Origin of the sequence: Williamwhitmania taraxaci, assembly GCF_900096565.1 — a bacterium.
GTDB classification, from domain to species: Bacteria; Bacteroidota; Bacteroidia; order Bacteroidales; family Williamwhitmaniaceae; genus Williamwhitmania; species Williamwhitmania taraxaci.
The window spans coordinates 18287-40106 of the sequence record NZ_FMYP01000027.1 but is presented as its reverse complement, the minus strand read 5'-3'; the positions used below and the strand labels follow the sequence as shown (position 1 = coordinate 40106).

Genomic DNA, 21820 nt, shown 5'->3' with positions numbered 1-21820 from the left:
ATGAAGAAAGCAATCATGATCCTTCAATCGTTTATGGTTATCGTGCTACTTACTTCATTTAGCAATCAAGAGCAGGAAACCTTCTCATTAACGGCTGAAGTAAAGGATTTACGCAATTCCGAGGGCACGGTACTTTTTGCATTGTATAACAGAGAGGATGCATTTCCCGACGAACACTATAAGAAGTATTTCAAAAGGCTTACAGGCAAAATAGTAAATGGTGCATCATCTGTAACCTTCGAAAATATTCCTTCTGGAAAGTATGCTATTAATATTTTGCACGACGAGGACAATAATGGAGAAATTAAGAAGGGATTGATCTTGCCAACTGAGGGAATCGGCTTTTCCAACTATCTATCCATTGGTTTTTCTAATAGGCCTACATTTACGAAATCCTCATTTGACCTGCGTTGCAACAGAATAGTTAGAATTAAAATTGTATACCTGTAAAGGAGGAAACGATACTCACTTTTGATATTTATTTCTATATTTCTTGTTCAATTAAGTATTGGGCAAAAAACAGATTCACTACAAATTGGGCTTCCAATAATAGTTTAGGTGAATCCAACAAACAGGTGTGAAAGCTAGCCATACCATCAATTTACAATTTATAAATGGGATTATATTCTTCGAAATCCGAACTGGCAATAGGGTAACGCTTACACCTTTGCTCTTATGCTATTGGCATGGATATTTTAGATGAAGTTTTTTATGATTATCAATTATTTGTGATGCGAGGCAAGTCTGATAGGCATCATAATTACAACTTTTTAATAATAATAATTTTAGTAATCGCATAAATTATCTCTTTTTAACTGTAAATTGCATCATTAGCATCTTTGTTTGATTCCTATTCGTTTGGTTCTAACTTTATACTAACTGCCATGTCAATGTTTTGTAATCAATGTCAGGAAACAGCTAAGAATACTGGCTGTACCATTAATGGAGTTTGCGGAAAAAAGGAGGCGACTTCAAATCTTCAAGACTTGCTGATGTATGCATGCCAAGGACTTGCTACTGCTAATTTTGAGGCCCGCAAAAAGGGGATTAATACCAATGCAGAGAGTAAACACATCGTTAATTGTTTATTCATGACTATAACCAATGCAAATTTTGATGATCGATCTATTATTGAAGCAATTAAGGTTTGCAATGGATTTCGAGATGCACTCGTAGGTAAAGTGAACTATACTGGAACGGAAGATATGGCTCATTGGAGTTGCACGTCCGATGCTGAGTTTCTAGAAAAGGCTACTCATGTTAGTACTCTCACCTTTGATGCAAATGAAGATATTCGTTCACTGAAACAGTATGTGTTATTTGGTCTAAAAGGTATTGCTGCCTATGTTGAACATGCCTTTAACTTGGGGTTCGAGGAGCAAGACATCTACAATTTCATGGAGGAGGCTCTCGTGAAGATTTCAAAACCCTCCAACCTAGATAACATGCTCGACTTACTTATGCGAACCGGAGAATATGGCGTAAAAGTAATGGCACTGCTCGATAAGGCGAATACTACCTCTTTTGGCGATCCTGAAATGTCATCAGTCAATATTGGTGTGGGTAAAAATCCAGGAATTTTAATTAGTGGCCATGATTTAAAGGACTTAGAGCAACTTCTTATTCAAACAGATGGGAAGGGTGTCGATATATATACCCATTCTGAGATGTTGCCGTCGCATGCTTATCCAAAGTTGAAGAAATACAAGCACCTGGTGGGTAACTATGGCAATGCTTGGCATCGACAGTTGGAAGAGTTTGAAACGTTTAATGGTCCAATTCTTTTTACTACTAACTGTTTAGTCCCACCACGTAAAACTACTACTTACAACGACAGAGTATTTACAACCGGTGCAACAGGTATGCCGGAGTGGAAGGTTTTAGATAAGAAATTAGCAAATGGGCACAAAGATTTTTCTGAAATTATTGAGATGGCAAAGAAATGCAAACCACCTCAAGAAATAGAAAAAGGGGAAATAACCATTGGTTTTGCTCATAACCAGGTTCTATCTCTTGCCGATAAGATTTTGGAAGCAGTAAATTCAGGTGCAATTAAGAGGATGGTTGTAATGTCGGGTTGCGATGCTAGGCAAAAGAGTAGGGAATACTATACCGAGTTTGCAAAGCAGTTGCCTAAGGATACCGTTATTCTTACCTCCGGATGTGCAAAATATCGCTACAATAAACTAAGCCTCGGAAGCATTAACGGCATACCAAGAGTACTAGATGCAGGACAGTGCAACGACTCCTATTCATGGGCTTTCGTGGCTTTGAAACTTAAGGAAGTTCTGAAATTGGATGATATCAATAAGTTACCTATTATCTTCAATATTGCTTGGTATGAGCAAAAAGCTATCATTGTACATCTTGCCTTGCTTTATCTAGGGATTAAGAATACGCATATTGGTCCAACATTACCCGCATTTATCACCCCAAATGTTTTAAAGGTAGTTCAGGAAAAATTTGGTGTTCAGTTGATTACTACCGTAGAGGAAGACATGAAAATTTTTGAACTTAATTAGAACTGTATTATGGAAAATGATGAACTCATTTGCAGCTGTAATGATATTTTCAGGAGTGAGATTGTAAAAGCGATTAAGTCGAAGGGGTTAAAAACCATTGAGGAAGTTGGTGAGGCAACCTCAGCTGGGACTGTTTGTGGCCAATGCCACGACGATATCCAATTAATCCTTGATGAGCTTAATAAGTAATTTGTGATAGTCCCATAATTACTTTGAAATATTGGAGGCGCAATATATGCAGGTATTTACTATAGCGAAAAATTTGTTTCTGCTTGGTGAATACTTGCATTCGCTTTCCTGAGAGTTGTTGCAAGAGGTAGTTCTTCGTTCTTTTCAGTTTCAACTTTTCTTCAATTAGTTGTTATTATCTACATTGTGTAACAATTGTTACAGTTTGTAATTAGGTATTGTGCAATCTTGCATGATAAAACCTTATTTGAATTTTTTAGCAATGGATAATATCATGGTTAAGGGTTCTCCCAGCCAAGGGCTTTTGGGAACTACGCTAGGTTTCTTTTTTGGATTTGCAGCTGTGTCACTTTATGGCCCAACTGCCATCAAATTTAAAGAGGCAATGGAGTTAACTCCTGCCATGATGGGTTTTTTGGTTGCGATACCTGCACTTTCCGGCTCATTACTCCGAATACCATTTGGAGCGTGGGTAGATACCACTGGTGGGAAAAAACCATTTCTCATCCTAATGATTTTATCGGTGATTGGATTGGGAGGGGTTACTATGCTACTCAATTTAGCCTATCCCAATAATATGCATGGTCTATACGGTCTGATTCTATTTTTTGGTTTTTTGAGTGGTGCTGGCATTGCTACATTCTCTGTTGGCATAGCACAAACGTCATACTGGTTTCCCAAGCATAAGCAGGGAATGGCCCTTGGCACCTATGCCGGACTTGGAAATTTAGCTCCAGGAATCTTTTCAGTTATTCTTCCCTTTTATCTTCAGAGTTTTGGTTTTATTTCGGCCTACTTCGCCTGGTTTCTTTTTCTAGTATTGGGTACCATTACCTACGCTTTTATTGGGAAAAATGCATACTATTTTCAGTATCTTAAGTTGGGGAAAACTCAAGCAGAGAGTCTGGAATTATCCTTTGCACGTGGTCAAGAAAATTTTCCGGCAGGCAATGTTAAAGATAGCCTAATTAATTCTGCGAAGGTTAAGAATACGTGGGCATTAGTGGCTCTCTATTTTACCACTTTCGGTGGTTTTATCGCTTTAACCGCTTGGTTTCCGGTTTACTGGAATCAATTGCATGGTTTTTCGGTGCTTAAGGCCGGATTGTTTACTGCAGTATTTTCGATTATTGCTTCTTTAGTACGCGTATACGGTGGAAAGTTTGCTGACAAGGTTGGGGGCGAGAAGGTTAGCCTTATCTCTTTAGTGCTGGTTCTGTTGGCATCTATCACTCTATCATTCGATCAATCGGTAGTGGTTGGTTTTTCTACTACCTTGCTGCTCGCCATTGGAATGGGAATAAATAATGCAGCTGTTTTTAAGTTAGTTCCTGAATATGTACCCAAGGCAATTGGAGGTGCATCAGGTTGGATTGGTGGCCTTGGAGCGTTTGGTGGTTTTGCGATACCTCCAATTATGGGTGCTATTGCCAGCGCCAATGGAAAAGAGGGATATGCAATGGGATTTCTAGTCTTTGTTGTATTGGCTATCATTAGTATTGCTATCGTTCTGGTTTTAAAAAGGCAGCATCGCCGTATTGTAGCCTAAAGAGTTGAATCTGCTGGTACTACCTATAAATTTACAGTTTAATTTAAAACGTACATCATGAGCCTCTTAGACAAGTTGTTGTATTTCAGCAGTTCGGTAGAAAAAACGGCTGACAACTATGTGGCAATTACCGATGAAAATCGCAGTTGGGAGCGCATGTACCGTAAAAGGTGGCAGCACGATAAGGTGGTTAGGTCAACGCATGGGGTAAACTGCACAGGGTCCTGCTCTTGGAAAATATTTGTAAAAAATGGGCTGGTTACATGGGAAACCCAGCAAACAGACTACCCACGGACACGACCGGGAATGCCTAATCATGAGCCAAGAGGTTGCCCACGTGGTGCAAGCTATTCTTGGTATCTCTATAGCGCAAATAGAGTTAAATATCCGATGATACGCGGTGAGTTGTTTAATGCCTATAAAGAGGCTAAGAACCGTCTTTCTGACCCGGTAAAGGCATGGGAATCCGTAGTTACCGATGTTGTTATTTCCAAAAAATATAAAGCAGCTAGGGGATTGGGCGGTTTTGTTCGTGCCGAATGGGACGAGGTGAACGAGATTATTGCGGTAGCCAATATCTATACAATTAAGAAGTATGGACCGGATAGGGTTGTTGGATTTTCTCCAATTCCGGCTATGTCGATGGTTTCGTATGCAGCGGGAACCCGATACCTGAGTCTGATAGGTGGAACGGTACTTAGCTTTTATGACTTTTATTGCGATCTGCCACCTGCTTCGCCGCAAACATGGGGTGAGCAAACCGACGTTCCTGAAAGTGCCGATTGGTACAATTCCTCCTACCTCATGCTTTGGGGCTCCAACGTTCCGCTTACCCGTACGCCTGATTCTCCTTTTTATACTCAGGTTCGATATAAGGGAACAAAATCGGTTGTGATTGCACCGGATTACAGTGACGCAGTGAAATTTGCTGATTTGTGGATAAAACCGCGCCAGGGTACCGACGCTGCCCTTGGTATGGCAATGGGGCATGTAATACTGAAGGAGTTCTACCTCAATAAAAAGATTCCCTATTTCGAAAGGTATGCTCGTCAGTTTACTGATTTACCATTTTTAGTTAAAATTGAAGAGAAAGATGGTAAATATTTGGGTGGAGCCCTACTTAGAGCCAGCGACATGGAAAATAACCTTGATGCCGGTGATAATGCGGAATGGAAACCAGTCTTAGTTGATGAAGTTAGCGGCAGCTATGTGGTACCAAATGGAACAATAGGTTCAAGGTGGGAGAAGAAGCAGAAGTGGAACCTAGAACTTAAGGATAGTAAAACGGGTGCTGCGATTAGCCCTGTTCTTTCAATAATTGATAATCATGACGCAGTTATTAGTGTTCAATTTCCCTATTTTGGTGGGGAAACATTTAAGCATGAGCATTTCTCTGCATCTGGCCACAAGGATATTTTAGAGCGTAAGATCCCTGTTCGCCGATTGAAAACGAAGGATGGTGAGGTTTACACCTGTACGGTGTTTGATATGATGCTCGCTAATTATGGAATAGATAGGGGATTTGAAGATCCCAATGCAGCAAAAAGTTACGACGACAACCTTCCTTTTACCCCTAAATGGCAAGAACAAATTACGGGTGTTCCATCACAGCATATCATTTCAACGGCCATGCAGTTTGCTGAAAATGCGGCTGCTACAGAGGGCAAATCAATGATTATAATAGGGGCAGGGGTAAACCATTGGTATCATACCGATATGATATACCGCAGCGCAATTAATATGTTGGTATTATGCGGTTGCATAGGACAATCGGGAGGTGGCTGGTCGCATTACGTTGGACAAGAGAAGCTGCGGCCTCAAACTGGATGGCTTCCATTGGCATTCGGACTCGACTGGACTCGACCTCCTCGTCAGATGAATACAACTTCCTTTATGTATTTGCACACCGACCAGTGGCGATACGAGAAGGTAAAGCTAACCGAACTACTATCACCACTTGCGAATAAGCAAGAGTGGGAAAAACTTTCTATTGTCGATTGCAACGTAAGGGCGGAACGAATGGGTTGGCTACCAAGCTCTCCTCAATTGGAACGAAATCCACTACAAATCGCCAGAGAGGCTGAACTGGCAGGTGTTCCACCATCAGAATACGTAGTTTCACAACTTCAAACGGGTAAGTTGGCCTTGGCTTCTGAAGATCCTGACGAACCTGCAAACTACCCAAGGAACTTGTTCGTTTGGCGTTCAAATTTACTTGGTTCGAGTGCCAAAGGAATGGAATACTTTATGAAGCATTTGCTAGGTGCGCAAAATAGCATACAAGGCAAGGATTTAAAAGAGATGGATCAGCCACTACCATTGGAAGTGAAATGGCACGATGATGCACCAGAAGGAAAGCTCGATTTGCTCGTATCCCTAGACTTTCGGATGTCGACTACTGGACTCCATTCTGATATTCTTCTACCTGCCGCTTCTTGGTATGAGAAAAATGATTTGAGTACCAGTGATATGCATCCATTCATTCATCCCTTCTCCAAGGCCGTTGACCCAGTTTGGGAATCAAGAGCCGACTGGGATATTTTTAAAGGCATAGCAGAAAAATTCTCCCAACTCGTCGAAGGTCATCTTGGTAACGAAACTGATGTGGTCTTGCTTCCGCTTCAGCACGATACGCCAATGGAACTTTCTGGTACGACGGATGCTATCGATTGGAAGCGTTCGGGAAAGGAGATAAAGCCAGGTGTTAATTTCTCGAAAATTGTAACGGTAAAACGCAATTACCCATTAACCTTCAAACGATTCACCTCCTTGGGGCCGCTCATGAAAACCATTGGTAACGGTGGAAAGGGTATTGATTGGAACACCGAGGCAGAGTTAACACTATTAGCCCACTTAAACAGCACAGTTTCTGAAGAAGGTGAGACAAAAGGCTTGCCAAGGATTGATACCGATATTCATGCTGCAGAAGTAATCCTCTCGTTGGCACCTGAAACAAATGGTGAGGTGGCGGTAAAAGCTTGGAAAGCGCTAGAGGCAATCACAGGACTACATCACGTTCACCTGGCTCAGTCACGCGCAGATGAGAAAATTCGATATCGGGATTTGCTTTCACAGCCACGAAAAATTATTACTTCTCCCATATGGAGTGGCATAGACTCCGAAACGGTTTCATATAATGCCGGTTATACCAATGTTCACGAACTTATACCGTGGCGTACACTTACCGGCAGGCAGTCACTCTACCAAGATCATCCCTGGATGTTGGCTTTTGGAGAGAATATGGTTACCTACAAACCACCTATCGACACAAAATCAATTGCGGCAGTGCTCAACAAACTTGATGATGGTGAAGAGTATATGGTAATTAACATGATGACCCCGCATAATAAATGGACAATTCACTCCTCGTGGTCCGACAATTTAGTTATGCTAACCCTTGGTAGAGGAGGTCCGGTTGTTTGGATGAGCGAAACCGATGCCAATACAATTAAGCTCAAGGATAACGATTGGGTAGAGGTTTTTAACATTAACGGAGCCACTGTGGCTCGGCTTATTGTATCGCAAAGAATCCCTGTAGGAGCATTGATCATGTATCATAATCAGGAGCGTACGGTGAATATGCCGATAAGCCAACTGACGGGTAACCGAGGAGGTGTTCATAATTCGGTGGAACGGTTATGCTTGAAGCCTACCAACATGATTGGTGGTTATGCCCAGCTGGCATACGGATTTAACTATTACGGGCCTGTAGGTTCCAATCGTGATGAGTTTGTTGTGGTCCGAAAAATGACGAAAGTGGAGTGGAAGGACCAAGAAATTGTTGATTAACCCCATTAAGACTTCAACTATGAAAATTCAGGCTCAGATTGGAATGGTACTTAACCTAGATAAGTGTATCGGCTGTCACACCTGCTCTGTTACCTGTAAAAATGTGTGGACAACACGCAAGGGTGTGGAGTATGCATGGTTTAACAATGTGGAGACAAAGCCAGGTCAAGGTTATCCCACAAGCTGGGAGGATCAGGACAAATGGAAAGGTGGATGGGTGCTTGATAAATCGCGTCTTCGCCCACGTATGGGGAATAAACCCACCATTATGAAGAATATCTTTTCCAATCCATTCCTGCCGCAGATTGATGATTACTATGAACCGTTTACATTCAATTACAATATATTACATTCATCTGCAAGATTCGCGACTCCTCCCTCTGCTAAGCCTCATTCTATGATTACCGGCCTCCCAATGGAAAAGATAGAGAAGGGGCCGAACTGGGAGGACAACTTGGGAGGAACTTTTGAAGAACGTAGCAAAGAGACGAATTTCGACGACCTTGACAAGGAGATGTATGCCAAGTTCGAGAATGTTTTTATGATGTATTTGCCCCGCCTGTGTGAACACTGCCTAAACCCAACATGTGTGGCTGCTTGTCCTTCTGGAGCAATCTATAAGCGCAGTGAGGACGGTATAGTGTTAATAGATCAGGATCGTTGCAGAGGATGGAGGCAATGCGTTAGTGCTTGTCCTTACAAAAAGATCTATTTCAACTGGAAAACTAAACGTTCTGAAAAATGCACCCTCTGTTATCCGAAAATTGAAAACGGGGAACCGACCATCTGCAGCGAAACATGCGTTGGCAGAATTAGATACATAGGCGTTTTGCTTTATGATGCGGATAAGATTAAACAAGCGGCTTCCGCTGTTGAAACTACCGATCTCTATCAGAATCACCTTGATTTATTCCTAGACCCTCATAGTCCGGATGTCATTCGAGAGGCTAAGAGACAGGGGATTCCGGATAACTTTATGGAAGCGGCCCAAAATTCGCCAGTTTACAAAATGGCCATTGATTGGAAAGTGGCATTCCCGTTACATCCTGAATATAGAACGTTACCAATGGTTTGGTATACTCCTCCATTGTCGCCTATTCAAGAGCAGATTGAGAGTGGAAAAATAGGTTCTAATGGCATTATTCCTGATGTGGAAATGCTTCGGATCCCATTGAAATACCTTGCAAATATCTTTACAGCAGGAGATGAAAAACCAATAAAAGAGGCTCTGGTAAAAATGTTGGCCATGCGAGCATTCATGAGAATAAAGACCGTTGAGAATAGAACCGATGATTCAATCTTGCAAGGGACCGGATTAAGTCCTGCCATGGTGGAAGATATGTATCGATACATGGCCATTGCCGATTTTGAGGATCGCTTTGTAATACCCACATCACATAGGGAATATGCTTATGATGCATTTGGAGACAAGGCTGAGTGCGGCTTTACAGATGGAGAAGGCTGTGGTAGCACCGAGAGTCGTTTGAAAAATCTTTTTGGAGGAATGTGAGATGATTAAGACCTATAAAGTAATTTCCCTGCTGCTCACCTATCCTAATCAGGAAATTTATGATCTTTTGACGGAGGTTACTCCGGCACTTAAGGAAGAGCACCTGCTCGATCCTAATGAGATTCTGGGAGTTGAAACCTTCATGGACTTTTTTAGGTCAAAACCACTCAGCTCATGGCAGGAGTTCTATGTTCAGCTGTTTGACTACTCTCGTTCAGTATCACTATACTTATTCGAACATGTGCATGGCGATTCCAAGGACCGTGGACAGGCAATGGTCGATCTTATCGATTCCTACTCTGAGAAGGGGCTTGTTCTCACTCGATCGGAATTACCCGATTATCTACCTGTTTTTCTTGAGTTTTTGGCTTTACAAAACCAATCCAAGGCTAGGGAATACCTCGCTGATATAATTGATATTATTGGGTTCATCTATAAAAAACTGGAAGAGAAAGACAATCCATATAAGTATCTTCTAAGTGCCCTCATTCAACTGTCGGACCAGAAACCAACTCCTGCTAGAATTGAAAAGATGGAGTTGAATATGCCTGAGACTACTATTGATGAAGCTTACCTGGAAAAACCAGTCACCTTTGGTAATGATAGCCCCTGTGTAAACTGTAAATCATAAAGTCATGGATATATTTGTTAACAATTTGTTGTTTACCTATTTGCCGCATATTGCAATGGCCATATTTTGGTTTGGTGTAATTACAAGGATTGTAAAAACATCCCAATCGTTGCAGGCAGAATCGAGCCAGTTCCTCAGCAAAAAGGGACAGCGTTGGGGTGGAAATCTTTTTCATTATGGCATTATCATGGTTTTTGTAGGTCACTTTGTTGGGCTTTTCACACCCGAGAGCCTCTACCATCTCATAATGACAACTGCCACCAAGCGAACTCTTGCGCTTACTTTGGGGGGGATTTTTGGAATCGCTGCGGTTGTAGGAATAACCATTCTTTTTATACGAAGGCGAAGAGATGTGCGACTGAGGATAAATGGAAAACCGCAGGATATTCTTTTGCTTTTATTGCTTCTTTTTGAAATGTTGTTGGGTATTTCATCCATCTTCATCACGGCAACGTCTTCCGTTGAAAACTATGCAGCATTGGGAATTTGGGCACAAAAGGTGGTCACTTTTCAGCCAGACGCCGGAGCTATAATTGCAGGCCATAGCATTATTTATAAGCTGCACATTGTTACCGGCCTCCTAATATTTATGATTTTCCCCTACACCAAGTTAATGCACATGTTTGTGATGCCCATTTCCTATTTTTTAAGATCAAGTTATCAATTGGTAAGAAGTGGGTTTAGACGGCTTTAGTTTTTTCAGCTTCAAGGTTGTTGAAAATGCAGGTGGCTATCTCTTGCTCGCGCTCTTCATGAAGGTGAAAGATAAATACTTCGCCAACGTTCCACTTTCTGATAGCTGCGTTTACCAGACTTGCTCGCACAATCCAAAGTTGAGCGGAATTGTTTTGCGCTAGCTGCTGTGCAATTGAAGGTGCCCAGCCTTTACCTTGAATTTCGAGAGGACCAATTTCGTCAATTACAGTAAGTTGCTGCATTCCTTGCTGGATGGGTTGTTCAATAATTTTTCGACCAAACAGTATTCCTGCTTCTGAGAAATAGAAACGGCCAGATTTTTCATTTTCGCTCACAGGGTTATTGGAGCATAGAAACTCCCTTGTTCCCGATTTAATCTCCTCTAGGTAGTATGTTTTTTCGGAGAGCTCATTATTGATAGCTACGGTTAAAAAACCATTTACCTCCACATTCTTCATCTGTAGTAAGTTAATCACATTTTTAGCAAGAGTGGTTTTACCACCGTTTACCTCGCCACTGATAATAAATACTTTTGTCTTTGTTTCTTCTGCCTCCGTAAAATTATTCAATAGCGACTGTGAGCAGTTCAACATGAGGTATGTAACCTTTTTCAATCCAAAAATACTTTTACTCTCGCTGGCAAATGTTTGTATCAAACTTGGAAGGGCTGAGAAGGCTAATTCCAACGACTGATAGAGGTTTTTCAACCCTCTTTTGTATAGTATATTCTTAATAACGGGGTTCTTAAGCTCTACGCTTATGGCCGAAAACGATGTGAGCAAAACGAGTGCCCTCAATACCATTTTGCAACCAATTATCCAGCCACCTGATTGCAATATTCCCTTAACGGAAAACCCTTGATAAAAGAAACTCGAGAATACAAGAATAAATATGAGCTGTAGCCAAAAGGCTGGTTTCATTAAGAATCTTAAATTATTCTTGTATCGAATGCCAATAATTACAATAAATATAGTTGAAAGAACTGATGAAATAATTATGCTTGAGCTGGCAATTGAATACATAACCCCCAGCAGCATTACAAAAATAAGTGGAAGGATAAGCCACGATTGATTCTTTTTTGAAGTGTGTTGAAACAAATGGCCTTGCGAAGGTTTTTTAATCTGTAGGTTTTGTTGAGTGGAATTATGTTTAATATACTTTCGGCCTGCATAGTAACCCAAGGTGCCTGCAATATAGCCTAGGCTTAAGTAAATTCCTGAAACGATAATTAAAATTTGGGAGGGTGCAACTCCATCAAAGTTAAGGTGTTTGGCGGCAAATAGGTATATGTTTTCCAGTAACTTAACAATGTCCCAACCATAAAGAATAAGTAGCGATATTGCCTTGTGAATCACAACGCTAAATACAGCCAGAGCTCCGCCAATACCATAGCTGAACAAGTTTTTACCAATACCAAGAATGATTAATTCCAGTATTAATGCCTCTGCCATAATTCCAGTCATTGGTCCAATTATGATGGCACTTGGCGAAAGTGATTTCATTAAAGCGCATATAAGCCCCGCGCGCCATATTATTCCGTTGGTTTTCCATACCTGAAAAAAGGCAATAATAAGGTAAACCGCGAAAAAGGATAAGATGCTTCCTGCAAAAGGAATCCTCAAATTGTGAAGCATGCTGCCTAGTACAATTTCTACTACGGCCCACAGGCTTCCAATTACCGAGGCTTTTAACCATTTGTCTGATAGAGGAATATAGGGTATGTGCTTAATCATTATTGGTGTCGTTTATTGAGTTAAGAGCTTCCTTTGTGTTTATATTGGCAAAAAGTTGCTCCGAGTAGAAGGGCATTTTTGATACATCTAGAAATAGCGTAGTCATTGGCATGATGGCGTTAAAAACCTTTAGGCAATTTGTGGCTATTGCTGCTTCAATCAACGGGATAGAATTTTTATGAAAGAAGCTGGCCATGCTCTCTTTTATACCGTTATGAGTTGGCATAACAACCTGATAGTTCTCCCTGTTTTCAAGTATTGCTCTAAATAAGTCAGTATGCAACTCTGGCGAATCACAGCTTATTATCAAATTGTTCAAATTTTTCGAGTGAACTAATCCTGTATGTATTCCTGCCAGTGGGCCACAGTCTTTATGGATATCTTCATAAATAGTTAGCCCAGTAAAGCTAAAGTCGGCAGGGTTATTGGTTATTAAAATTAGCTCATTACACACTGGCCTAAGCACATCAATGGAGTATTCAACTAAGCATTTTCCGTTGTGGCGATACAGTGCCTTATTAGACCCAAACCGCCGACTCTTTCCACCTGCAAGTATTATCCCCGTAACACGTTCCTTCTCCATAATTTAAATAATCCTTTGGTGCCAAGTATTGCACTTTTTCTCTCAATATGTGCCAATATATAGCACAATTGGAGTCGCTAAATGTAGCAAAAATGAGCAAAATCGTTGTGTTCTGACGTTGGTAATAATCTATTTATTGTAATGGAATGAATTGTATTTAGTCTGTTGGAGTGAGTCTGTGATTGTATATAATATGCCTTAATTTCGGTCCTGCAACTCCCCAGCGCATACAGTCGAAAGATACTTGTTCAAATAAAAGCCCGATCAGGTTTAAACCTAGATCGGACGTCTTTTTGGTAACTTGGGTGGAGTAGGTTAGGCTATTTCTTTAACATTGCTTAATTGCGATAGCGTAAAGGGAACCTTAACTTACACTATACTACAATTCCATTTCTTTACCGCATTCCTTAACCGTTTGGTTCATAAACTTCTGTAAAATGCAATAGATATATTTTTAAAAAATCGCTACAGCCCCTTGCTACAAAGCAAAACTGTTGTATATTTGCATCCGCAATCGCAGTCGTGCGGTTGATTCAATGCCCAGGTGGTGAAATTGGTAGACACGCTACTTTGAGGTGGTAGTGCCAGTAATGGTGTGTGAGTTCGAGTCTCGTCCTGGGCACCAAATACAAGAACCCCGTAAGTCAATACTTACGGGGTTTTGTTTTTTTGTCTAACACCGTTTTTCTGTTTTTTTAAAGTTTTGATTTGACCACAATGGTTGGCCATAATTCGAATTTTCTGTAACTTTCGCTTTCTTCCAAAATAGGTTTACGCATGGAATTCATAAATAATCCGGAGTTGCAGCTCGCCTCAGATTACGTGCAGTTTACCGGCCGAAATATTTTTCTCACCGGCCGAGCAGGTACCGGGAAAACCACGTTTTTGCATAATTTAAAATTGCAGACCCTCAAGCGTCTAATTGTTGTGGCACCAACCGGTGTGGCAGCCATTAATGCTGGTGGGGTTACCATACACTCCTTCTTTCAAATGGCCTTTGGCCCACATATTCCTTCTGGTATTGCCGAGGAGAATGACCGTAGTGCATCCGAAAAAGTGGAGGTTAAGCGCTTTAGTCGCGAAAAGATAAATATCATTAAGAGCCTCGATCTTCTGGTCATTGATGAGATTAGTATGGTTAGGGCCGATCTGCTTGACGGGATCGATGAGGTTCTTCGTCGTTTTAGGGATAAAACAAAACCCTTTGGAGGTGTGCAGCTACTTATGATTGGCGATTTGCAGCAGCTGGCTCCAGTGGTAAAGGACGATGAGTGGGGGTTGTTGCAACGCTATTACGATACCGCGTTCTTCTTTAGCAGTATAGCCCTGAAGCGTGTTGGGTATGTATCGGTGGAGCTCAAGCACATTTTCAGGCAAAGCGATCGTCACTTCATCGACATTCTGAATAAGGTGCGGGATAATTGTCTCGATGCCGATGCTACGCATGAACTCAATAAGCGCTACATTCCTGGATTCAACCTTAATAACGATGAAGGGTACATTACCCTTACAACCCATAATCGTCAGGCACAAGAGTTGAATATCCATAAGTTGAATCTGCTTTCCGCTAAGGAGGCTTTCTTTAAAGCCGATGTGAAGGATGAGTTTCCGGAGTATTCTTACCCAACCGACTTTGAGCTACGGCTTAAGGTTGGTGCTCAGGTTATGTTTGTGCGCAACGACAGTTCGCAGGATAAACTTTTCTACAATGGCAAGATTGGACAGGTGGAGGATATTGATGATGAGGTAATTCATGTGAAATGCCCCGGCGATCATGCTACCATACCTGTTGGAAAAACGGAGTGGCAGAACTACCGCTACTCCATCGATGAGCAAACAGCCGAGGTTAAGGAAACTGTGGTAGGAACTTTTACCCAATACCCGCTTAAGCTTGCATGGGCCATAACCATTCATAAGAGCCAAGGTCTTACTTTCGAGAAAGCTGTGGTTGATGCTAATGCTGCCTTTGCGCATGGTCAGGTTTATGTGGCACTCAGCCGTTGCAAAACATTGGAAGGGTTGGTGCTCAGTTCACCCATTTCGGAGCGATGCATTAAGAGTGATATCTCGGTGGCTGCTGTTACACGAGAAATTGAGATGAACCCGCCCAACCAAGATGCACTGGAGGAGTCGAAGCGTTCCTACGAGCAATCCTTGATATCCGATCTTTTCGATTTCCTACCCATATACCGGCGACTGCTCTACCTTTTAAAAGTTGTAAAAGAGCATTCCTCGAGCCTGCATGTGGGAATGGAGGCCACCGTTCATGAAATTTCTGTTAAGGTAAGGGCCGAGGTTGTTGGTGTTTCCGATAAGTTTAATCTGCAAATTAGCCAACTCTTGCAGCAAAAAGGCGAGTATGAGCATAACGACGCCCTTCAGGAACGAATTGTTAAAGCATCGGCTTATTTCTGGGATAAGTGTGCGGCTTTGCTATCCGAACCGTTAGAAATGCTTGCAGTGGAGAGCGATAATAAGGCTGTCAAAAAAACGGTAACTGAAGCCAAAGGAAACTTATTTGAACTGGTTGGACAAAAGCTCTCTTGCCTCGATGCCTGCAAGAAGGGTTTTAGAGTGAATGAATATTTGAATGCCCGAGCGAAAGCTTCACTCACTAAACCAGCGCCAAAGCCCTTTAAGCGCGGTGCAGGCGATTTTAGTCTAGGCGGAGTTAAGCATCCAAAACTTTATTCGGCTATTAGGAGCTGGCGAGACCAACAGGCCGACGAACTGGAACTTCCCGAGTATATGGTTCTTCCCCAAAAAACAATGGTTGAGTTGGTGGCGAAGTTGCCCCAAACATCAGCGGAGTTGAAGGCGATAAAGGGCATGGGAGCAAAGAAAGCAAAGCAGTTTGGAGGCGAATTATTAGAGATTATTAATGCATACTGTGGCGAGTATGGATTGAACAAGGTTGCTGCGGTTTCTCCAAATCTGTTTGCTGCAAAACAGGATGAAGAGGAGCAAGTGGACAAGAAACCAAGCCGTAAAACAAAAATCGCTAAGGGCGATTCGCAGAAGACCACGCTGGTATTAATTAAGGAGGGGTTTACACCGGATCAGGTTGCCGCTGAGCGTAGTCTATCCCTTTCGACTATTCAAGGTCATCTGGCTGAGTTTATTCTTTCGGGCGACTTGGAGGTTTATAAGGTTTTGGAGGAGGAGAAGATACTTCTTGTAGCCGATTATTTTATTTCGAAAGGTATTGATTCTGTTGGCGATGCCAGACGAAACCTAGGCAACTTAGCTACTTTTGGCGAGATAAGAATGGTCTTAGCCCATCTCAAGCGAAACGGGAAGATTTAAGTTGAACGAAATTGTTTTTTCGACATTTGTGCTTTAATCTACTTGCTCACGCAAAAAATCCCCACAGGCAATTGCTGCGGGGATTCTTTGCTTTTGATTCTAGTTGTTCAATTTAAACTTGATTGGGATTGTAAAGCCAACCTTTACTGTTCTTGTTCCTTGCAGCCCGGGAGTCCAATGTTCCCTGCAACTTTTAATTACCCTTAAGGCTTCTTTGTCGAGGATGGGATCAACACCTCTTTTGATCGTTACATTTTCCATATATCCTTCTTTGTTTACCACAAACCCAATGTATACAGTTCCTTCCATATGTTCCTCAATGGCAATATCTGGATACTTTAAGTTCTCGAATACCCAGGCCATAAATGTCTCGGTGCCCCCGTTTCTAAACTTTGGGAATTCGGATGGAACGTAGATGATTATGTCTTCATCAACAGGTTTTTCTGGTTTTGGCTCACTCCAGTATGGGAGTTTAGAAATATCAATTTTTGTATCTTCTCCATCCCAAAGATCCAACTTGTCATCCTGAATTTCCTTTTCGTTGGTAACAATAACAATTTCCGTATTTACATGAGGCAGGGGAGGCGTTTTAGTATTAGCCATTACGGTAATTGGTATATCTATCAGATCTATATCAATCTTGCTATTTCCAGTGTATTCTACCGATTTAAAATCGGGTTGGGAGGACCATTCGAAGGCAGCTAAGCTGGCAGCGATGGTTACTAGTAAACCAAATTGGAAGAACATTCCTTTTTTCGTTTCTAGATTTGCGCGGGTGCTTTTCTTGGATTCCATAATGGTTGTTTTAAAGGTTAAATGTTTCTCTTTTCTTAAATGAGTTCCGTTTATCTATTTTTCCACAAATATTTTGTTTCTTTATTTATTTTATTTTCAGACGAAGGATAAACGCCCATATTATCTGAGAGATAAGTATATTTTCAAGGTGCGTTTGAGAAACAGATATAGTTGGCATCGCTTGGTTAATCGAAATTTAACTTGGGCATCTGAATAAAATGGCGTAATTTCCCTCCCATTAAAAAAACGGTATCCATTGTTTCTACTTTTTAAATCGAAAGGAAAGGGTAATGTTCCCGATTTTTCCAGTCTAACTGACGAGGAGTTGGTAAGGATATTTACCGAACAAGCCAGTGAGCAGGCCATGGAGGAGATCTTCAATCGGTATTCGCACTTGGTGTATGGTGTTTGCCGCAACTTGGTTAAGGATAGTGAAGTGGCGCGGGATCTGGTGCTTACTGTATTCGAGAAGTTACTCCGATCGCTTGCCGAGAGCAATGTTAGAAGCCTAAAGGCATGGGTGTTGGTTGTGGCACGAAACGAATGCTACCTTCACTTCCGTAAGGCTAAGTATAAAATGGTAAGCATCGACGATGAAGCCTACGGTCACACATACTTTCCCGGTTTATCCGACGAGGGCGAAATGGAAAACCATTTGGAAAAGGAAGTGCTGCTCACAAAGATGGTTGATGGGTTGGAAAAACTAAAGATGGAACAGAATATTTGCTTGAACTTACTCTATTTGCAAGGGAAATCGTATCAAGAGATTTGTGAAATAACTGGATTTAGTTTTATGCAGGTCAAGAGCCATGTTCAGAATGGGAAGCGCAACTTGAAGTTAATGTTGGAGGGTGAAACAGATGCATAGCAGCCATAATAATTCTATTTTTTCGCCCTCGGGTTGCATAAACAATGATTCGCTTGTGCTGTATCTAAAGGGCAAAATGAGTAAGGCCAGTGCCGACTTGGTGACTGCGCATGTCGAGCAGTGCGAGTTATGCCAATTGGCCATTGAAGGATTGAAGCCGTTGGCGCAGGAGGGTCAATCTTTGGATAACGACCTTCGCGTAGTGCGAACCACTTTGCGGCAACTGCGGCCAAGTGACTTTCTGCCTGAATCGCGTGGAGTTGGATTCCGATTGGGCGTTCGATCCGTTTCGCTTGTAGTCTCTATTATTCTTGTGGCTATTGTTTTGGTTGTAAGTGGAACATACCTCTTGAATAGAAAGATCAACATTCAAGCAGAGCAGAATAGTGGCATAAGTCATATTCAAACCAAGGAGGAGATGCATTACATCTCTTCAGAAAGTCTCGATCGATCCGCCATCGAAGGTGGAGCATTGCGCCCCAAGTTCAGCCTTACGGATACCACTTTTCAAGAGTATATTAGTGCCAAGTTGATTTATCCGTCCGAACTTGCCTCAAAGCCCATTCCAGGGAGGGTTGTCGTGCGGTTTACTATTGGAAGTGATGGGCAATTGCGCGAGGTGTTTATTGTACGCAGCAGTCATCCCGCTTTCTCGCGCGAAGCAATTAAGGTATTATCCGCATCTCCAAAATGGAGCCCTGGGATGGTGAATGGCATAAATGTAGCCACCCTAATGATGATGGAGTTGAAGTGGGCGAAATAGTTGCCGATTTGAAAATGGCAGATATTGTAATTTGGAGTTAGTGTCTGTAGTCGGGGGACCGAAGTTAATTCAACTTTGAAATAGAAGTTAGTCAGAGTATAATCAGAGAAACTGGACTAAGAACAATTAACATGTTTGTAACCAGTTACCAATGTTTGATACAATACTTTAATTCAGAAAGGAATAGAATCAAATTTGACCTATATCTTACGTAATTCCTTACATCCTAAAAAAAATAGCCCCAGATAATACCCAGTGTGTTGTAAGCTGTGAGAAAGGATTTCGTTATCGCTTTCTGCTCACACTGGGAATAATCCGAGGCCACTAACTTAGAGAGAAGATCTTCTTATTTAAAAAGAATCTCCATTTCAACTCTTCTGTTTTTTTCTCTTCCTTCCGGAGTTTTATTGTCGGCAATTGGCTTGTCTGGTCCATACCATTCGGCGACAACTCTGGAGTCGGCAATGCCTTTCGCTACAAGAAATTTCTTGACAGCGAGGGTTCTTTTCCTCGAAAGGAGGATATTCATGGTGCGGTTACCTTGACTGTCGGTATGTCCGGCAATTTTAAGCATCCATTCCGATTTACTCTTCATCAAGTCGGCAAGATTTGCCAGAGAAGCAAACGATTCAGACTTAATAATATCCTTACCCGATTGGAATTCGAGGTTGGAGAAAGCAGTGTTGAGCACCTCCTGCTCCTCCTTCTTTATCTCAGGGCATCCATGGTTCTCAACTGTTCCCGGGGTTAATGGACACTTATCCTCCTTGTCGATAATACCATCGCCATCGGAGTCGGAGTAGGGGCATCCCTTGTTCTCAATTGGTCCAGCTGCGTTTGGACATGCATCCTCAGCATCCTTAATTCCATCCATGTCGGAGTCGGCCCAAGGGCATCCTTGTAACTCTAATGTTCCTGGTTCCGTTGGGCATCGGTCTTCCTCATCAAACAATCCGTCTCCATCGCTATCGGGGCAACCTTTGTGTAATGAACTACCGGTGGAATCTGGACAAGCATCGTCAATATCGGGAACGCCATCGTAGTCTCTATCTGGACAACCTTTTAGTTCAAATAGTCCCTTTTCAGCTGGACAGCGGTCGAGGTAATCTGGAACTGAATCTAAGTCAGTATCGGGACAGCCGTAGAATTCAGCAGGACCGGCAACTTCTGGACATCTATCTTCTGGATCAACAATTCCATCACCGTCACGATCAGGGCAACCATTAAGAGCTACGCTTCCGGAATCGTTGGGGCATTTATCGTCCTTATCGGTAATACCATCCTTATCGGTATCGGGGCAGCCCTTAAATTCTGCCAAACCAATCATATCGGGGCACTCATCAACTTGGTCGTAAACGCCATCGCCATCACGATCGGGGCAGCCTTTATTGGCTGCGGTTCCTGGCACGTTGGGGCAAAGGTCGTCTTTATCGGGAATGCCGTCTAAATCGGTATCAGGGCAACCTTTAAACTGTTCTAATCCGGGTATGAGGGGACACTCATCCATCTTATCAACTACACCATCTTTGTCCTTATCCTTTGGTTTTCGTCCGAAGGTATAAACCATTCCGGTATGAAATTGGGCATTTTGAGCCGACTTGTAATATGGTATTGCAAGAATATTGTCGGTGGTAGCATAAATTTGCATGGCGCCCAAGTTTAATGATAGGCCAACGCCAACATTGTTGTAACTTCTGTTCATTATGTTGTAAGAAGCCGAAAGACCTAACACGCGGCCAAGCTGTGTGTAGTAAGATACCGACAAGGACGGAACTAGCCTTTTATCAAAGAACTGGCCATGAAAGAGAAGTCCAACAGTATTCTTGTCGTTGATGTTGTAATCGGCACCGGCATAAAACCTTGTGGGAAGGTATGTTTTGTAGGATTGGTTATACACGGTGTCAACTTTAAACTGGTCGCTTAGTGAATCCAATACGGTTTGAAATGCATCACCTAAGTTTTTATCTTTGCTAATAAAATCGTTGATATCTACACCGTTGAAGTTAATTACCTCTCCGGAGCGTTGGCTTTTATAGGTGAGCAGTTGCTTTTTCCAATTGATATAGCCAAGATCGAGAACGCTGGCCGAGAATGAAAACTGGCTGTTTAGCTTGTAGGTGGCACCAAGATCAATTCCAAAGCCATGATTACCGCCTAAAATTAGGTCGCGTGCACTTTGATTGTCTGCACTGTCGATTCCTGCAGTTCTAATCAATATGTCGGAGGTTAATCTAAAACTGAAGTCGTTAGGATCGGTATACATACTTGCCTTTGCACGTGATGTATTCACGTTGGCACGCCCGTTTAAGATCTTAAACCGAAACCCTACAGTTAGCTTATCGTCCACTTCTTGGGCTAGTCCTAGCGCAAACTCATCAAATACCATTGCGTCGAACTTTGGAGCGAAGTTGAGCTCCTTACCAAGGCCAATATTCGCATTGCCTTGCCATGCAAAGTTAATTAGATCCTTAGGATACATAAACCTAAACATGCTTCGCTCACGCGCAGAAAAGGTAATGTAGTAGGTGTCGGCTACCCTAAATCCAAAGGAGAGAAGATCGACATCAAAGTTTGTAAAAAGATAGTTTCTATCGCTAAGCTTACCTAGCAGTTTAGGAATATCAACCTTGAGAGAGTCATCTGGTGTTCTGCTAATTATATTGTTGTAGCTAAATGCATTTGATCCATGAAAATATATGGACGATATAATGGGCAGGCCAACAAAAGAGCGAGCCTGGGGAACCAGAGCAGGGTTTTGATAGATTCGGTAAGGAACCAGCTGCATGTGGTACATGGTAAAGTCTGTTTGAGCGATAGCAGGTGCAGTAAACAAGAGATATGCGACACCTACAAGGCCTGAGATCAAAAACTTTTTCATATGGTATT

At 42.1% G+C, this 21820-nt stretch carries 15 protein-coding genes and 1 tRNA gene; 12 read left to right on the top strand and 4 right to left on the bottom strand.

The window, feature by feature from the left end:
• From BLS65_RS08665 to narI, 8 genes are all read left to right on the top strand, one after another.
• The gene (locus BLS65_RS08665; protein WP_092437996.1) at window positions 1-450 is read left to right on the top strand and encodes a DUF2141 domain-containing protein; all 450 of its coding nucleotides are present in this window, start codon (window positions 1-3) and stop codon (window positions 448-450) included.
• Between the two features lie 440 nt (window positions 451-890).
• A complete protein-coding gene (gene hcp / locus BLS65_RS08660; RefSeq protein WP_092437994.1) occupies window positions 891-2522 on the top strand; it encodes a hydroxylamine reductase in 1632 nt (543 codons plus the stop codon).
• 9 nt (window positions 2523-2531) lie between these two features.
• Window positions 2532-2711: a (2Fe-2S)-binding protein gene (locus BLS65_RS08655; RefSeq protein WP_170830049.1), complete on the top strand. Its 180-nt coding sequence runs from the start codon at window positions 2532-2534 to the stop codon at window positions 2709-2711.
• Window positions 2712-2973: 262 nt separating this feature from the next.
• The gene (locus BLS65_RS08650; protein ID WP_092438013.1) at window positions 2974-4260 is read left to right on the top strand and encodes an MFS transporter; all 1287 of its coding nucleotides are present in this window, start codon (window positions 2974-2976) and stop codon (window positions 4258-4260) included.
• Between the two features lie 57 nt (window positions 4261-4317).
• Window positions 4318-8049, top strand: coding sequence for a nitrate reductase subunit alpha (locus BLS65_RS08645; RefSeq protein ID WP_170830048.1), 3732 nt, complete (start codon window positions 4318-4320; stop codon window positions 8047-8049).
• A gap of 19 nt (window positions 8050-8068) precedes the next feature.
• The gene (narH, locus tag BLS65_RS08640; protein ID WP_092437988.1) at window positions 8069-9559 is read left to right on the top strand and encodes a nitrate reductase subunit beta; all 1491 of its coding nucleotides are present in this window, start codon (window positions 8069-8071) and stop codon (window positions 9557-9559) included.
• A gap of 1 nt (window position 9560) precedes the next feature.
• Window positions 9561-10190, top strand: coding sequence for a nitrate reductase molybdenum cofactor assembly chaperone (narJ, locus tag BLS65_RS08635; protein ID WP_092437986.1), 630 nt, complete (start codon window positions 9561-9563; stop codon window positions 10188-10190).
• A gap of 4 nt (window positions 10191-10194) precedes the next feature.
• On the top strand, window positions 10195-10884 hold the full coding sequence (gene narI, locus BLS65_RS08630) for a respiratory nitrate reductase subunit gamma (protein WP_092437984.1): 690 nt from the start codon (window positions 10195-10197) through the stop codon (window positions 10882-10884).
• Here the strand turns inward: narI and BLS65_RS08625 are convergent.
• Complete coding sequence (locus tag BLS65_RS08625) at window positions 10871-12619, bottom strand: nucleoside-triphosphatase (RefSeq protein WP_092437982.1); 1749 nt, start codon at window positions 12617-12619, stop codon at window positions 10871-10873. The two genes, narI and BLS65_RS08625, sit on opposite strands and share 14 nt — an antisense overlap.
• Window positions 12612-13202 carry a molybdenum cofactor guanylyltransferase gene (locus BLS65_RS08620; protein ID WP_092437980.1) on the bottom strand — a complete coding sequence of 197 codons (591 nt, stop codon included), beginning with the start codon at window positions 13200-13202 and terminating at the stop codon, window positions 12612-12614. Before BLS65_RS08620 ends, BLS65_RS08625 begins: the two co-directional genes overlap by 8 nt.
• A gap of 538 nt (window positions 13203-13740) precedes the next feature.
• Here BLS65_RS08620 and BLS65_RS08615 point away from each other — a divergent pair.
• Window positions 13741-13827, top strand: a tRNA-Leu gene (locus BLS65_RS08615).
• Between the two features lie 152 nt (window positions 13828-13979).
• A complete protein-coding gene (locus BLS65_RS08610) occupies window positions 13980-16508 on the top strand; it encodes an HRDC domain-containing protein (RefSeq protein ID WP_092437978.1) in 2529 nt (842 codons plus the stop codon).
• A gap of 99 nt (window positions 16509-16607) precedes the next feature.
• On the opposite strand, the gene BLS65_RS08605 is transcribed toward BLS65_RS08610, so the two are convergent.
• Window positions 16608-17303 (bottom strand): energy transducer TonB, encoded by a 696-nt coding sequence (locus BLS65_RS08605; protein WP_092437976.1) that lies wholly within the window; start codon window positions 17301-17303, stop codon window positions 16608-16610.
• A gap of 256 nt (window positions 17304-17559) precedes the next feature.
• Here BLS65_RS08605 and BLS65_RS08600 point away from each other — a divergent pair, with 256 nt between their 5' ends.
• Window positions 17560-18171: an RNA polymerase sigma factor gene (locus tag BLS65_RS08600; protein ID WP_092437974.1), complete on the top strand. Its 612-nt coding sequence runs from the start codon at window positions 17560-17562 to the stop codon at window positions 18169-18171.
• Between the two features lie 76 nt (window positions 18172-18247).
• Window positions 18248-18934: an energy transducer TonB gene (locus BLS65_RS08595; protein WP_170830046.1), complete on the top strand. Its 687-nt coding sequence runs from the start codon at window positions 18248-18250 to the stop codon at window positions 18932-18934.
• A 346-nt stretch (window positions 18935-19280) separates the two neighbouring features.
• Here BLS65_RS08595 and BLS65_RS08590 read toward each other — a convergent pair whose 3' ends face one another.
• Window positions 19281-21812: a DUF5723 family protein gene (locus BLS65_RS08590; protein ID WP_092437970.1), complete on the bottom strand. Its 2532-nt coding sequence runs from the start codon at window positions 21810-21812 to the stop codon at window positions 19281-19283.
• Between the last annotated feature and the right edge of the window lie 8 nt (window positions 21813-21820).